Below are 13,837 nucleotides of genomic sequence, written 5' to 3'. Positions count from 1 at the left end.
CAGGGCTTGAATAACGACGCGGCGAAGGCCATCGGCTATACTTGATTAAGCGGTTGTATTTATGTTGCAGGCGATTTAATCGCAGGCAAACGGTCTCCGTCCGGCGGTACGTCCGGCGAAGAAATCATCCAATAACGTAAGAGGAACATAACCATGTCTATTGAAAAAGTAGTGTACCGCGCAAAGGCCAAGGCGACCGGCGGACGAGATGGCCGGGCCACTTCATCCGATGGCGTGCTGGATGTCAAACTGGGCGTGCCGAAAGAAATGGGCGGCCCGGGCGGAGAATTCACCAACCCTGAGCAACTGTTTGCCGCCGGCTATTCCGCCTGCTTCCTCGGCGCGTTAAAACACGTCGCTTCGCAGGAAAAAGTAAAACTGCCGGCGGACGCATTTATTGAAGGCACCGTCGGCATCGGCGCGGTGCCGACCGGTTTCGCCATCGAGGCCCAGCTGGACATTCATTTGGCCGGTATGGATCGCAGCGTGGCCGAGGCGTTAGTGCAGAAAGCGCATGTGGTATGCCCTTACTCCAACGCGACCCGCAATAACATTGACGTAACGCTTAATATCATCAATTAATCGTCAATGCCGACACCGTGTCGTCGCGGGCGGCGGCCGGTGAAACAGGTTAAATGCCGCCGTGAGCGTTTGCTTGCGGCGGTTTTTTGTTCGATGCGGCGGTCGCAGGTAAAACAATTGCTCAATGAAAACTTTTTGATCTGAAATTTGTCAAAATGGTCTCGCACATACAGGTATGCTTATCCATTCGTTGTTAGCCATGGTGACACCAGCCGCAAGCAATTCCGGCCGCCAAATCGTTAGCACCGCAACCCTAACCTATTGACGCGCCAGGACTATTGCTTTGATAAAATTAGTTAAACAGCTATCGCAACAAAAACTGTCGATGATAATCGCTGTTTATGTCGGTTTTTTCCTTAACCTGTCGGTGTTTATCCGCCGTTTCGATATCCTTCCCCCGGTCACCACCGTCGGCAACATGGTCATCGCCATGACCGAGATAATGGTGACGGTGCTTTCCACCTTCTTTTTGCTGCGCCTCCTGTCACTGGGCGGCCGTCATTTCTACCGGACGGTAGCAACATTATTGTTGTTAATCTCGGTTGCCGCCAGTTATTACATGACCTATTTCAATGTGGTTATTGGTTACGGCGTCATTGCTTCGGTAATGACCACCGATATTGATTTATCAAAAGAGGTGGTCGGGTTTTATTTTGTGCTCTGGATGGTGGTGGTCAGCGCGTTACCGCTGTTTTTAATCTGGCAACACTCGGTGAGCGGCACCCTGATACAGCAGATGAAAACCCCCGGACAACGGCTTAAGCCCCTGTTGACCCTGCTGGTCATTCTGGCGCTGATCTGGCTGCCGGTCCGCTATCAGGATAAAGCGCAGAACGTGCGCGAAAAAATCACCAATATAGACTTGCCCAGCTACGGCGGCGTTATTGCTCATTCCTACCTGCCGGTGAACTGGATGGCGGCCCTCGGCCTGTTCGCCTATACCCATTTCGACGAAAGCCAGGAGAACGACACCTTATTCGATCCCGCCCGGCATTTTACCTACGTGCCGCCGGCGGGTATCGACGATACCTACGTGATCTTCATTATTGGCGAGACGACCCGCTGGGATCATATGGGGCTGCTGGGGTATCAACGCGACACCACGCCCAAGCTGTCGCATGAGAAAAACCTGGCGGTGTTTCGCGGTCAATCCTGCGATACCTCGACCAAACTCTCCCTGCGCTGTATGTTTGTGCGCGAGGGCGGGACGTCTGATAACCAGCAGAGGACCTTGAAAGAGCAGAATATATTCGCGGTGATGCGCTCGCTTGGCTTTACCTCGGAGCTGTTCGCCATGCAAAGCGAAGTCTGGTTTTATAAAAATACCTATGCCAACAATTTTTCTTTTCGCGAGATGATCGCCGCGGAAAAGCGAAACGGCGGCAAGTCCGTGGATGATATGCTGCTGGTGGATGAGTTGGGTGAATCGCTCAAGCGTTATCCCAAAGGCAAGCACCTGGTGGTGTTGCATACCAAAGGCTCGCATTATCTGTATTCGCAGCGCTATCCGCGCAGTTATGCCCGTTACCAGCCAGAATGCATGGGCGTCGATCACTCCTGTTCCAAAGCGCAGCTGATCAACGCCTTCGATAACAGCGTGCTGTATACCGATAGTTTTATTTCAAGCGTCATCGATCGGCTGCGCTCTAAAAAAGCCCTGGTGTTCTATGCATCCGACCATGGCGAGTCCATTGACGAAAACTACCATCTACACGGCACACCGCGCGAGATGGCGCCGCCGGAGCAGTTCCGCGTACCCATGATGGTCTGGGCCTCGGATGCGTTCCTGGCCGACCGCAGCCATCGGGACGCGTTCGATCGCCTGCAGGCGCAGCAGCGCATCGGCGCCACCCATCGCCATGAGGAACTGTTTGATTCCATTCTCGGCTGCCTGGGCTATACGTCGCCGAACGGCGGGATTAATCCGCAGAATAACTGGTGCGCCAAACCGGCGGCCAAGGCGTTGACCCTGTAAGCGATTTGGGCCGTGGGCGGGCGCTTATGAAGGTAAGCGCCCGCCGCGCAACGGCTTTCCTATCGGCGCCTGAAGCGTTTTTTGTGAAAAGTCGGCAGTTTTTCTTGAAAAAGGGATTGACGCAAAAAGACGGCCGCAGTAAGATGCGCCCGCATTCGGTGAGTGGCGCAGCCTGGTAGCGCAATACGTTCGGGACGTATGGGTCGGAGGTTCAAATCCTCTCTCACCGACCAACTTCTTTAAGGGTTTTGCCTCCAGCATTGGGGCAAGGCTTAAAAAAAAAGCACGTCGCCAGACGTGCTTTTTTTTGTCCGGCATTCCTTGCGCCCCACCTGATAACCATATTCATCATGCTAAGGGAATATACTTTTTACTTAATTAATCATCAAAAATTGAGTCTTGGTTATGTATTTGTATTGCGCGGTCATATTCATTGTGCCTGCCCGCGGAATATACCCTGCAAAAACGCCGGCTTGCCAGCAATATAAATTACACCATCAATCGTCCGCGCTGATTCACGCCCGGCTTTCCCCTTCTTCGCATAAAAATGTCGATTTACATAAGTCTCACTGATAAGTCTGCGGTCAACAATTCAGATAATTCCTCTCCACTAGGTGAGTAAATTCCGCCGCAGCCCTGTTGACCTATGGAAATAATAATAGGAATGCCTTGTGTATGGCGGCGTGACGGTGCATGGTATAAAATAGTCTGAGTATTATTTTAATGAAGATAATGAATGCTTTTTTATAGAGGCGACTGACTAGAATAAAAATATTTTGTCCCTTGGGCATCATTTTAAATGAACTGACAAGCACTATGGTGAAAATATGAAAGTTGATTTCCTTTTGATAGAACCAGATAAGAAAACATCTATATATCATGATGAATTCAAGCTTGGCCGTATTCTGGTGATGCCGAAAACAACGTTGCAAATCGTTGCCCAGAGGACAAAACGCAGGACCGCGGCCCCAGCTAGAAGTTATGACTGCGCCATTCATGTGAGCGCGGATGGGCATCAATACGCCGTGGCATTTTCCGGGGACAGTATCTCGGCGTTGGAAATGGATGAATTAATCAGGATGTCGGTACCGAAACCCTTGCCGCTGGCGTAATCGCCATGAGGTGAATGAAGTCGGTACGGTATTGTCGAGATAAATATGACCGGCGGCGCATTGGATGGGCAAATACGTGAAAAATCCCACCCGCGGGAGTCTATCCCTAAACTCGATAATGCGGTAAACGCTGGATACATTAGCACTGATGAACAGTAGCGCGAAATAAATGCTATCGAAACTTATTAGGTCGACCAACGGCTCATCGCGGGGAAATTATATGCTTTCGCACCCGAACGCCGCCCGCATGTTAATAAGCGAACGTGATGTTGATATGGCGGATGGAACCCATCCGCCGGTGAAATAAGATGACGCTTTGCCGGCCGTGCCGTCTAAAATGACAGGTCGATTACCACGTTATCGGTATAATTGCCCGCCGGCGGGGTTGGCTGGCCAGGCAGAATCCGCGCGACATATTGATAGGTACGTAGTGTGCCGTCGCTGCTGACGCCGCTGGACAAAGCGCTGGACCAGCGTTCGTCGCCACCGCCGCCCCAGCGCGCGCCGCCGGTGGCTTTAAAGATATCGTAGCTGAGCAGATTGCCGGCGCTTGCCATATTTCTGACGTTATCAACCGCGTTATTGCCGTTATTCATTCCCACCGTGTAGAGACTGCCTTTGGTACAGACAACGGTAACGGATTGCGCCACCGGGTTAAAGTGACTGACCAGCGGCGCGGCGCCGAAGCTGATGTTGGGCGCGGTGATGGTCAGGCAGTCATTGGTAACGAACAGCATAACCCTTACCGGCACCATGGCTGAACCAACCTGGCTGCTGCCGGGCAGGCACTGCCCCAGCGCGCCGATGCCGGTGCAGATGGCGTAGCTGACCAGGATATTCAGGGTGACCATATAGGTTCCCGCCGCCACATTTCCGCCCGTCACGGTGCGCGCATACAGCGGTATGTTAAAGTTAGCGCCCCCCATTAATCCGACCAGGTTGACCAACTGCCCGGCGCTGAATATCGCCGGGGCGCCATTCATTGCCAGTTCCGTCGAGCAGTCGGCGGTGGTGCATACCTGGATGGGGATAACATCGGCGCCGCTAATGGCTTTCAGCGCCGCCCGGCCTTCACTGACGACGCTTGCGGAATTGAGCTGTAAATCAATGTGATCGGTGCTCATCAGGGCAAGCGCGGCGCCGCCGCCGCAGTTAACCTCGACAGCGTTGCTGGACGTGCTGGCGGTGCCGTTGACGCTAAAGGAGCCTGCCTTGCCAAAGTTGATAATAATGCCAGGCAAGGTACAGGCGGCGCGAACGGCAGGACATGATAAAAAAAGGAACATGGCTACCAGCGGAATTTTTTTCATCAGGCGCTCCTTAAGGCGTCGCGGACAACGGGCAGGCCAACGGCCCGTAGGTTTGTAAAGCGCGGGGGCCGCCGTCCGGCAGCCTTAGGCGGGTGGCGCAGCGGCGCCCCTCGGGGGTAATGGCGGTCATCCGGCTATCCGCCGACACATTTTCCAGCCAGGCCATGCCCTCCCAGCCGACATAATCATCGGGCCGCCCGTCGCGCAATAACCGGGTGCCGACGGGCAACGGCCGGCCCTGGCCATCGTGCAGAATGACGCTTGCCGCGCGCAGCGGCTCGATAGGGAAATGGAGCAGGTAGCCGCTTTGACGGGGCACCGAAAATCGTTGCTCGACGGTGGGTGCCGTCAGGTCGGCCGGGATATTGAGGATATCGATGTCATATTTGGCCGGGTAATAGGCGGTAACATTGGGGATCAGCAGATAACCCGATGGACCGGTCGCGCCCGCCGGCTGGTTTTCATAGCGCACCAGCACCTCCGGGTAGCCGGTTTTTACCAGGACAAACGCGTTGTTCAGCTGGTTTGCCGCCAGCAGTTGTCCGTCCATCATCACCAGCGCGCCGCTGATATCCGCCCATTGAGTATCGCCGCCGCCGACGCCGTAAAAACCGCCTGAGGCGTCGAGGTAACGGTTGCGCCAGTCGAGGGTGGCCTGGCGGTATTCTTTTTCTTTTTGCTGCCGGGCGTAAGAGGCATCCCAACTGAAACCGCCGTCGGAGGGCATGGCGCGGGAAACCGTCAGGCGCTGGGCGACGCCGCCGGGCCTGTCGCGCTCCAGGCCGACGCTTACGCTTGATCGGCTGCCGAAGGGCAAGATCAATGACAGTGCGCCGGTATAGTCCCGTTGTTGCCGATCGATACCGGCGGTCACAAACAGGCTGGCGTCGCCCCACAGGTTTCTGCTCCAAGACAGATTCCATAAACGCGTACGATTGCCGCCCCGGTCGCGGATATCGATCATCGCCGCGCCGAGACTGCCATAACGGTTAAGCGCGACGCCGGCGTTATATTGGGCGCTGGCGCGGCTTGACGTCCAGGCGGAGTGCGGAAGATAACGGGCGCCGCCGTCATAGAGCGCCAGATTGGCAAACTGGCTGCTGCGCCAGGTATGCTGCATGCCGACGCTGGCGACCCGGTTGTTGTATTGATAACCCAAGCCAAATTGTTCTCCCCCCGCCCCGGTAAACCGGCTGCGGGTCCAGGAGCCGTTGACGACCCCCGCGCGGCCCATCCTCAACAGGCCGCCCACGCCGCCCAGGGCCAGGTTTTGCGCGCCTTCGCCATGGCTTTCCAGGGTCAGCCGGTCGGTGATTCCCCGGCGGTAGGAGCCGCTGGCGATCGGGGGGCCATAATCGGCATTCTTCACGCCGTAGGCGCGGCGCAGCGCTCCGGCGCCCACGGAGTAGTCGTATAAGCCTGGTTTTAGCAGGCTGCTGGAAACATAGAACGGCAGGGCGGTGATAACCTGGCGGCCCACCGCGTCCGTGGTAACGATAACCGCCTCGCCCGCGCCGTTGATAAAGGGCATATTGCTGAGCGAATAAGGACCGGGCTGGAGGTCATTGCTGCTGGTCTTATAACCGTTGATAAACATATCGACGGTAGTCGGCACCGCCGCCTGGCCGGCGAACGAAGGCAGGGGATAGGTGACGATATCCGGGCGTAGCGAAAAATCGCGGGCGAGCTGGACGCCGCCGATGCGCACGCTGCTGCTCCACGCCAGCGCGTCGGTAACCACATCGCCCACCGTCCAGCGCAGGGCATTATCCTCGCTCTGGTTGGCCCAGTAGGTATCGTAGCGCAGATAACCGCTGCGACCCCCGGCCGCGCCGGTAAACTGGCGCTGCGCCACGCCGTCGATGGAGACGTGCCCGGCGTCGCCAAACGCCCGCAGTTCATTCCAGACCGCCAACTGCATGCCGCCGTCACCGATACGGCTGCCATAAATATCATAGTTGAACAATGCGCCGGGGCTGACGCGTCCGGGATGGCGCCCGCCGCCCCGCTCCAGGTCCACCCTTTGTTCCGGCAGCCAGTGGGCCGGCACCGACAGCAGCAACCGCTGTCGCGGCCGGTCATAGGTCGCCGTGACGCCGGGCAGGGCGGAGACATCCGTTTGCCGCGCGCTTAACCGATCGGCCGGCAGCCCGGCTTGCAGCAGATCGGCGGTGGGCACGATATAATGTCCGTCGCGCAAGGCCACCGGCACAATCCTGCCGTCGGCCGACTCATTTACCACCAGCTCCAGCATAAACTGGCGATGCGTCTGCCCGGGCGTTATGCCCGGCGGGGGCGGCAACGAGGAGAAGGTCTGCGCGTCGCCGCCAAGAGGAAACAGGTAAGCCCAGCAGCCCAGCAGCTTAAAGGCGCAACGGCGCAAAAATCTTGGCGCGGGAGGTGCCATTGCCTACTGTCCGGAAGCGGTGCCGCGCCATACCCTGTTGCGGTTATCAATCCGGGTTTCCAGTACCGCGCCGGGCTCAACACCGGCGGTAAGCTGCCAGCGATGGCGGGAATGGGCCAGAACGTAACCGAACAGTCCGTCGGTGAGCAGATGTTTTCCCAGCCGCGTTTTGCTGAGCCTGGCGTGTACCGGGCCGCGATTGCTTATCTCCAGGTAAGGCTTGCCCTGCGCCCGGATAACACGCCAGCTTAACAACGGCGCGCCGCTGTCCGGCGATGATTGCCCGCCATAGACAAACAGCGGAATGGAATAACGCATCTGGAAGGTCAGCGAATTGGCGGGATCGTCCATCCGGTCGTTAGGGGTGGGAATTTCGTCGAGCAGGATGCGATAGGCCAGTTCCGGGCCCGCCGCGGCCGGTGTTTGCCTGATAAGGCGGATCAGCTGTTTTTGTCCGGCATCCAGCCTGAGCATGGGCGGGCTGGCGATAATATCCTGTTGCGTATGATAACGCTCCCCGCCATCCTCCTGCTGCCAGGAGAAGATCCGCACCTGCAGCAAGGTGGCGGTGGCGCCCTTGTTTTCCACCCACAGCTCGGTGGCTTTTTGCGCGCCGGTCAAAAAGGGATCCACCGGCCAGATAAGGACGGTGTGCCCCGCCCGGGCGATCGGTAGCCACAGTCCCAGCAGCAGCGCCGAGAGGAGGCGCCCGAAAGTGATGGTGCTCATATTCAGATCCTTCTAAATGTTACCAGGACAGGGTTACCGTAATGTTATCGGTATAGGTTCCCGCCGGGTTAAAGCCATCCAGTTGCAACTGTCCGTACACCGGCAGCTGGATGTGTTCGCCATCGCCGTGGCTGACCGGGATCGCCTGATTAACCGGGATTTCACTGGCGGGGGTTAAACTGGCGCTGGTAAAAAGACGATAGGCGATCAGGTCGGTATTGTTTACCCGCTGAAGGTTACGCGTGGCGGTGAAGTGATTACCGCCGCCCAGATTCATGGTTAAGGTCGTACCCGGGGTGCAGGCGATGGAAAATGAGGCGTTTTGCACCAAAACGGCATTGGCCGCCCGGGTATCGATACCGGACAAGATCCCGAAATCCAGGGTGCCGAGCACGCCGCCACCCTGGATGAGGCAGCCCGGCACCAGCGATGCCGACACCTGGAAATTTTGCGACGGCAGCGCATACAGCAGGCCTGAAAACAACGCCAGCAGCGGCCCGAGTACAATGCCGGGGCAATGCCGCCGTTGCCGTTGGTTAAACACTGACATCGCTTAAGCGTTCCGCTATCAGTAAATGATCTGTACATTAATCACGTCGCTATAGGTGCCCGCCGGCACGCTGGTATTATTCCCGCCCTGGGTGACCCGGCCATATACCGGATAGATATTGCCGTTAACCGGATCCGGGATGCCGGAGGCCCTCAGACCGGCATTGTTGGCGATAGGCGAGGTAAACGCGGCGTCGTTATAAAGCGTATACGCAATGCCCTGTGACGCGTCACTGCCGAGCACCAGATAACGAGGGCTGGCGGTTTCGGCGCCATACACATTCACCGGCGCGGGATTGCTGCCGGTTATCTGCACGCTAAAGGTGGCTCCCGTGGTGCAACGAACACGGATGCCGTCGCCGGTGGCGCCGGACAGGGTGGCGCTCAGTTCTTCGAAAGTGGCGGGATGGGTACCGAAATCCAGCGTGCCGAAGTTAACATTGCTGGTGGCCGGGTCGCCGTTGATCAGGCAGCCGTTGGTTAACGTCAGCGTGGCGTTAATGGTGCCGGTGGTGGTCACCGCCCGGGCAAACCCCGCCAGACCGCAACCCAGCAAGCAGGCCAGGAAAAAAAATGTCTTATTCATATCCTTTCCTTAAGGGAAACATTGATAAAGCCCAGCGGGATATTTATCAAAATGTTGGAATATTTTTTTGAAAATATTTAGAGTAACAATTAATTATAAAATGAATTATTTTTAATTAACCATGGCAAAAATGGCTAATACTTTATATTAGTCAAAAAAATATCTGATAATGAATAATAACTTTTTACGTAAACAGCGGTAAAAGCCGGCGGCAATAGCCGGGGGTGAATATAGGCGCGGATGGGCCCGTCAGGGTCTACGGCGGGAGTTTATCAGGCACCATAATGGAAACGGCAACGTCACCGCCAGCAGCAGCCATAATAGCGAGTACACGGAATCCACGCCGTCGTTTTGCAGGTTGATATAGAGTTTGACCGGGATCCCCTGGGGAAAATAGGAAAACACCAATACGATGCCAAATTCGCCAATCACCCGAACCCAGGCTATCGCAAGCCCGGTGGCCAGGCCCTGGCGAGCCAGCGGCAGCGTGAGCCGAGTCAGGATACGCCAGGATGACGCGCCCAATATCTTAGCCGCATCCTCCACATCCGGCGGCACGCCGGCAAAGGCCGAACGCGCCGACATGACAAAATAGGGCAGCGCGCCATAAACCTGTGCCATGACAAACGCGCCGGCATTATTGGTCAGTGAGACGCCGATGCGGGTTAACCAGCCGCCCAGCGTGCCATAGGGACCGTATACCGATACCAGCAGGATGCCCAGGGCCAGCGGCGGGGTAAGCAGGGGAATCAACACCATGATTTCCACCCAGTGACGCATGGGCGACGTCGTGCGCGCCAGCCATAACGCCAGGGGGATACCCAACAGGACAATCAGCGGTATGGAAATACCGCTCAATCCCAGGGATACCCCCACCGATCCCCAGTCGCCATAGGCCAGATGAAAATCACGCCAGGGGGTGACCCCCACCAGGGTGATAAAGGGCAGCGCCAATAACAGCAGGGCCGGCAGCGCCAGCCAGCGGGACGACATGCTAGCCTGATATCCGGCAACGGTTAATGATACAGCGCTCCGCCCTTGGGTAGGCCATAGCCGTTTTGCTGCAGCAGATCCTGCCCGGCCCGGCTTTGCAGATAGGCAACAAATTTGCGTGCCTGCTCCGCGTCGGGCGCGTTGTTTAGAACCGCGGCATAAAATACCAGCGGCTGGGTATGCAGGGTTTTCTCTTGCCCGGAGGCGTCTTTGACCTGGAAACTGGCCTTATCGTACCAGTCTTTCGACATCGCGGGATTGCTCAGGTTGATTTCATCCGGCAGGGTAATATAGGGCAGTCCCGCGGAAATCGTCGCGCTTTCATAACCCGAAGCCGCGTCTACCTGTCCTGATTCCATGCGGGTGAGTAGACCGCCTTCGGCGAAGACCTGTTTGGGATTTTGCACCTCGCCCAATACGTTATGGGCCAGCCCCGGCTGTTGATAATATTTCTCCGCCAGCAGCATGGTGAAAATAATATTCTGTCCCTGCGGGTCATTGACCGGATCGGTGCGCCCGAAGGCCAGTCCCGGCGATTGCAACACTTTCCACCAGGCATGGGCGTTATCCCCCTTGCCGGCATGTTTGGCGGCGTCGAAGGCGGGAGCGAATTTACTTTTGGGATTGTAAACGATCACCATGCGGGTACTGGCCACCGGCACGGCGTCGTTTATCAGGCCGGCCTGTTTAAGGATGTCCATCGGCCCCGGCGTAATGGAGACAAACACGTCGGCCACGATTTTTTTCGAGGCCAGCAGGCGCGCCATACCGTAAGCTCCCTGGCCTTGACCCTGGTAATTAAGATGCTGATCCTTGGCAAAGGCGGGGCCGAGGTATTTGTCCATCACCACCCCCATCGAACCGGCGTAGGTGACGCGGATATCATCCGCCGCCCGCGCGCCCAGGCTGGTAAAAACCCCCAGTGCGCTTAACATTACAACCCTGCATAACGCTTTTCTGTTCATGGATATCGGCTACCGTTATATAAAAAATTACATAACAATATCGACCTGTTTTTTTAAAGATCAAGCTATTAAATTTATTAAAATATTAATGAAGTTCATATTTCATGTGCGATGATGTATTTAATCGTCCGTGGATGGCGAATTGCAGCGCCGCCCGGTGATGTTCCCGGGGCATAATAAACGCCGCCCGGTAGATATGGCATAAAAGTTGCCGCGCGTTGACGGGTAATGACTCTTTGCCCGGGTTACCTTCCCTCTTCTGGCCACCTTCTGGAGAAGCATATGCTGACATCCGCAAGAAACCATCTGACCGGCACCGTTACCGCCGTCGTTACCGGCGCGGTTAATGATGAAATAGAACTTACCCTGGCGGGCGGCAAGACGCTGGTCGCCACCATTACCCATAGCAGCGTGCAATACCTCAACCTGCACGTGGGCGGCGAAGCCAGCGCGTTCATCAAGGCGCCCTGGGTTATCCTGACCTCCGCCGGCACCGGCCTGCGTTTCTCGGCGCGCAATCAGTTTACCGGCAGCATAACCAACATCGTTAAGGGCGCCATCAACAGCGAAGTGACGGTGGCCGTCGATCCCGGTATGTCGCTGGTTTCGGTTATCACCAACGAGAGCGTGACCGGCCTGCGGCTCAAGGAAGGCGATGAGGTGATAGCCCTGGTCAAGGCGTCAAGCATAGTGCTGGCGACCCACGAATAAACCGCCGTCATCCGCGTCGGCATACCTGGGTCGCGCTATGCGGTCGGGCCATCGGCGCGGATAAAAACACGCGTATGAACTTTTATTTCTAATAATGTTCCCGAATGTACGAAATTTTCGGCTATCTATTCCCCAATTATAAAACGTCATCGGTAAAAAATTAAATTCTCCGAAATATATTCTTTTTAAATACATAGGCTAATGCGCCGGCGCACGGCAAAACTTCGCCCCGATCCTGAACTGGCGCCGGCTTTAACCGGCGTTGGCATGGGGATTGCTCTATTCATACTGTCATTAAGCGTTTTATTCATTTTACAGTATTTATCAGAGGAGTTCTTTATTGTGACTCGCAAACTGGCAATTTATGGCAAGGGTGGTATCGGTAAATCGACCACCACGCAAAATACCGCCGCCGCATTAGCCTATTTTCACGGCCAGAAGGTCTTTATCCATGGCTGCGATCCCAAGGCGGATTCCACGCGGCTGATATTGGGCGGCATGCATCAGGAGACGCTGATGGATGTGCTGCGCGATCAGGGCGCGGAAAAAATCACCAATGAAATGGTGGTGAAGACCGGCGTGTTCGGCATCAGCTGCGTGGAGTCCGGCGGCCCGGAGCCGGGCGTGGGCTGCGCCGGCCGCGGGGTTATCACCGCCATCGACCTGATGGAAAATAACCGCGCCTATTCCGAAGATCTGGATTTTATCTTCTTCGACGTCTTGGGCGACGTGGTCTGCGGCGGTTTCGCCATGCCGATCCGTGAAGGTAAAGCCCAGGAGGTCTACATTGTCGCCTCCGGCGAAATGATGGCAATCTATGCGGCCAATAATATCTGCAAAGGCTTGGTAAAATATGCCAAGCAAAGCGGCGTTCGCCTCGGCGGAATTATTTGCAATAGCCGAAAGGTAGACGGAGAACGGGAATTTGTTGAGGAATTCACCGCCGCCATCGGCACGCAATTACTGCATTTTGTGCCGCGGGATAATATTGTCCAGAAAGCGGAATTCAATAAAAAGACCGTCACGGAATATGATCCAGAATCCAACCAGGCGCATGAATACAGCGAGCTGGGACGCAAGATTATTGAAAATAAAAATCTGGTTATCCCCAAACCCATGACCATGGATGCGCTGGAAGCCATGGTGGTCAAATACGGTCTGGCCGATTGACCGGTTGACGCGCGAATAAATAAAGGGCCGGTTAGCCGGCCGGTAAGACGACCATCAACCGAATTGGGGAGTGAACCATGCCACATCATGAGTTTGAGGTAAGCAAGTGTATTCCTGAGCGGAAACTCCATGCCGTAGTCAAGGGAGCCGAGGAGGACCTGACGTCGGTGCTCCCCCTGGGCTACCTGAATACCATTCCGGGCACGCTGTCCGAACGCGGCTGCGCCTACTGCGGCGCCAAGCATGTGATCGGCACGCCGATGAAGGATGTGATCCATATCAGCCACGGGCCGGTAGGCTGTACCTACGATACCTGGCAAACCAAACGCTATATCAGCGATAACGACAACTTTCAGCTGAAATATACCTTTGCCACCGATATGAAAGAAAAACATATCGTGTTCGGCGCCGAAGGGGTGCTGAAACAGAACATCCTCGAGGCGTTCAAAGCCCAGCCCACCATCAAGCGCATGACCATATACCAAACCTGCGCCTCGGCGCTGATCGGCGACGATATTGCCGCCGTGGCGCAGGATGTGATGGATGAATTGCCGGATGTGGATATTTTTGTCTGCAATTCGCCGGGTTTTGCCGGCCCCAGCCAGTCGGGCGGCCATCACAAAATCAATATCGCCTGGATAAACCAGAAAGTCGGCACCGTCGAGCCGAAAATCACCAGCGATCATGTCATCAACTATGTCGGCGAATACAACATCCAGGGCGATCAGGAAGTGATGGTGGATTATTT

The 13,837-nt window shown here is 56.0% G+C and carries 13 protein-coding genes and 1 tRNA gene; 7 read left to right on the top strand and 7 right to left on the bottom strand.

What is annotated here, in order from left to right; all coding sequences use genetic code 11:
- Positions 1-153 precede the first annotated feature (153 nt).
- The 4 genes from VGC33_RS05075 (at position 154) to VGC33_RS05060 (ending at position 3,669) form a co-directional block, all read left to right on the top strand.
- The gene (locus VGC33_RS05075) at positions 154-582 is read left to right on the top strand and encodes an organic hydroperoxide resistance protein (RefSeq protein ID WP_331119665.1); all 429 of its coding nucleotides are present in this window, start codon (positions 154-156) and stop codon (positions 580-582) included.
- 286 nt (positions 583-868) lie between these two features.
- Positions 869-2,557, top strand: a complete 1,689-nt coding sequence (gene eptB, locus VGC33_RS05070) for a kdo(2)-lipid A phosphoethanolamine 7''-transferase (RefSeq protein ID WP_331119688.1) — start codon at positions 869-871, stop codon at positions 2,555-2,557.
- A 156-nt stretch (positions 2,558-2,713) separates the two neighbouring features.
- A tRNA-Pro gene (locus VGC33_RS05065) sits at positions 2,714-2,790 on the top strand.
- Positions 2,791-3,384: 594 nt separating this feature from the next.
- Complete coding sequence (locus tag VGC33_RS05060) at positions 3,385-3,669, top strand: hypothetical protein (RefSeq protein ID WP_331119664.1); 285 nt, start codon at positions 3,385-3,387, stop codon at positions 3,667-3,669.
- A gap of 332 nt (positions 3,670-4,001) precedes the next feature.
- On the opposite strand, the gene VGC33_RS05055 is transcribed toward VGC33_RS05060, so the two are convergent.
- The 7 genes from VGC33_RS05055 to VGC33_RS05025 all read right to left on the bottom strand — a co-directional run bounded on the left by VGC33_RS05055 (position 4,002) and on the right by VGC33_RS05025 (position 11,178).
- Positions 4,002-4,979, bottom strand: coding sequence for a Csu type fimbrial protein (locus VGC33_RS05055; protein ID WP_331119663.1), 978 nt, complete (start codon positions 4,977-4,979; stop codon positions 4,002-4,004).
- Between the two features lie 10 nt (positions 4,980-4,989).
- Complete coding sequence (locus tag VGC33_RS05050) at positions 4,990-7,386, bottom strand: fimbria/pilus outer membrane usher protein (protein WP_331119662.1); 2,397 nt, start codon at positions 7,384-7,386, stop codon at positions 4,990-4,992.
- Positions 7,387-7,389: 3 nt separating this feature from the next.
- Positions 7,390-8,115 carry a fimbrial biogenesis chaperone gene (locus tag VGC33_RS05045; RefSeq protein ID WP_331119661.1) on the bottom strand — a complete coding sequence of 242 codons (726 nt, stop codon included), beginning with the start codon at positions 8,113-8,115 and terminating at the stop codon, positions 7,390-7,392.
- 19 nt (positions 8,116-8,134) lie between these two features.
- Positions 8,135-8,665, bottom strand: a complete 531-nt coding sequence (locus VGC33_RS05040) for a Csu type fimbrial protein (RefSeq protein ID WP_331119660.1) — start codon at positions 8,663-8,665, stop codon at positions 8,135-8,137.
- 18 nt (positions 8,666-8,683) lie between these two features.
- Positions 8,684-9,250, bottom strand: a complete 567-nt coding sequence (locus VGC33_RS05035; protein WP_331119659.1) for a Csu type fimbrial protein — start codon at positions 9,248-9,250, stop codon at positions 8,684-8,686.
- Between the two features lie 249 nt (positions 9,251-9,499).
- Positions 9,500-10,243 carry a molybdate ABC transporter permease subunit gene (locus VGC33_RS05030; protein ID WP_331119658.1) on the bottom strand — a complete coding sequence of 248 codons (744 nt, stop codon included), beginning with the start codon at positions 10,241-10,243 and terminating at the stop codon, positions 9,500-9,502.
- Between the two features lie 23 nt (positions 10,244-10,266).
- Positions 10,267-11,178 carry an extracellular solute-binding protein gene (locus VGC33_RS05025; protein ID WP_331119657.1) on the bottom strand — a complete coding sequence of 304 codons (912 nt, stop codon included), beginning with the start codon at positions 11,176-11,178 and terminating at the stop codon, positions 10,267-10,269.
- 312 nt (positions 11,179-11,490) lie between these two features.
- Here VGC33_RS05025 and VGC33_RS05020 point away from each other — a divergent pair, with 312 nt between their 5' ends.
- The 3 genes from VGC33_RS05020 to VGC33_RS05010 all read left to right on the top strand — a co-directional run.
- The gene (locus VGC33_RS05020) at positions 11,491-11,919 is read left to right on the top strand and encodes a TOBE domain-containing protein (protein ID WP_331119656.1); all 429 of its coding nucleotides are present in this window, start codon (positions 11,491-11,493) and stop codon (positions 11,917-11,919) included.
- Between the two features lie 342 nt (positions 11,920-12,261).
- Positions 12,262-13,089, top strand: coding sequence for a nitrogenase iron protein (gene nifH / locus VGC33_RS05015; RefSeq protein ID WP_331119655.1), 828 nt, complete (start codon positions 12,262-12,264; stop codon positions 13,087-13,089).
- A 77-nt stretch (positions 13,090-13,166) separates the two neighbouring features.
- Positions 13,167-13,837: nitrogenase component 1 (locus tag VGC33_RS05010; protein WP_331119654.1), on the top strand; the 671-nt coding region annotated here is incomplete at its 3' end.

The sequence above is a fragment of the Acerihabitans sp. genome (assembly GCF_036398755.1).
Lineage (GTDB): Bacteria > Pseudomonadota > Gammaproteobacteria > Enterobacterales > Enterobacteriaceae > Acerihabitans.
Note: the sequence above shows the minus strand (reverse complement) of the source record. Positions and strands in the feature narration are given on the sequence as shown.

What these genes read in the sequence shown, in the direction of transcription:
- VGC33_RS05045 (WP_331119661.1), bottom strand. Translation starts at nt 8,115, where the DNA reads ATGAGCACCATCACTTTCGGGCGCCTCCTCTCGGCGCTGCTGCTGGGA.
- VGC33_RS05060 (WP_331119664.1), top strand. Translation starts at nt 3,385, where the DNA reads ATGAAAGTTGATTTCCTTTTGATAGAACCAGATAAGAAAACATCTATA.
- VGC33_RS05050 (WP_331119662.1), bottom strand. Translation starts at nt 7,386, where the DNA reads ATGGCACCTCCCGCGCCAAGATTTTTGCGCCGTTGCGCCTTTAAGCTG.
- VGC33_RS05055 (WP_331119663.1), bottom strand. Translation starts at nt 4,979, where the DNA reads ATGAAAAAAATTCCGCTGGTAGCCATGTTCCTTTTTTTATCATGTCCT.
- VGC33_RS05035 (WP_331119659.1), bottom strand. Translation starts at nt 9,250, where the DNA reads ATGAATAAGACATTTTTTTTCCTGGCCTGCTTGCTGGGTTGCGGTCTG.
- VGC33_RS05075 (WP_331119665.1), top strand. Translation starts at nt 154, where the DNA reads ATGTCTATTGAAAAAGTAGTGTACCGCGCAAAGGCCAAGGCGACCGGC.
- VGC33_RS05040 (WP_331119660.1), bottom strand. Translation starts at nt 8,665, where the DNA reads ATGTCAGTGTTTAACCAACGGCAACGGCGGCATTGCCCCGGCATTGTA.
- VGC33_RS05025 (WP_331119657.1), bottom strand. Translation starts at nt 11,178, where the DNA reads ATGTTAAGCGCACTGGGGGTTTTTACCAGCCTGGGCGCGCGGGCGGCG.
- VGC33_RS05020 (WP_331119656.1), top strand. Translation starts at nt 11,491, where the DNA reads ATGCTGACATCCGCAAGAAACCATCTGACCGGCACCGTTACCGCCGTC.
- VGC33_RS05030 (WP_331119658.1), bottom strand. Translation starts at nt 10,243, where the DNA reads ATGTCGTCCCGCTGGCTGGCGCTGCCGGCCCTGCTGTTATTGGCGCTG.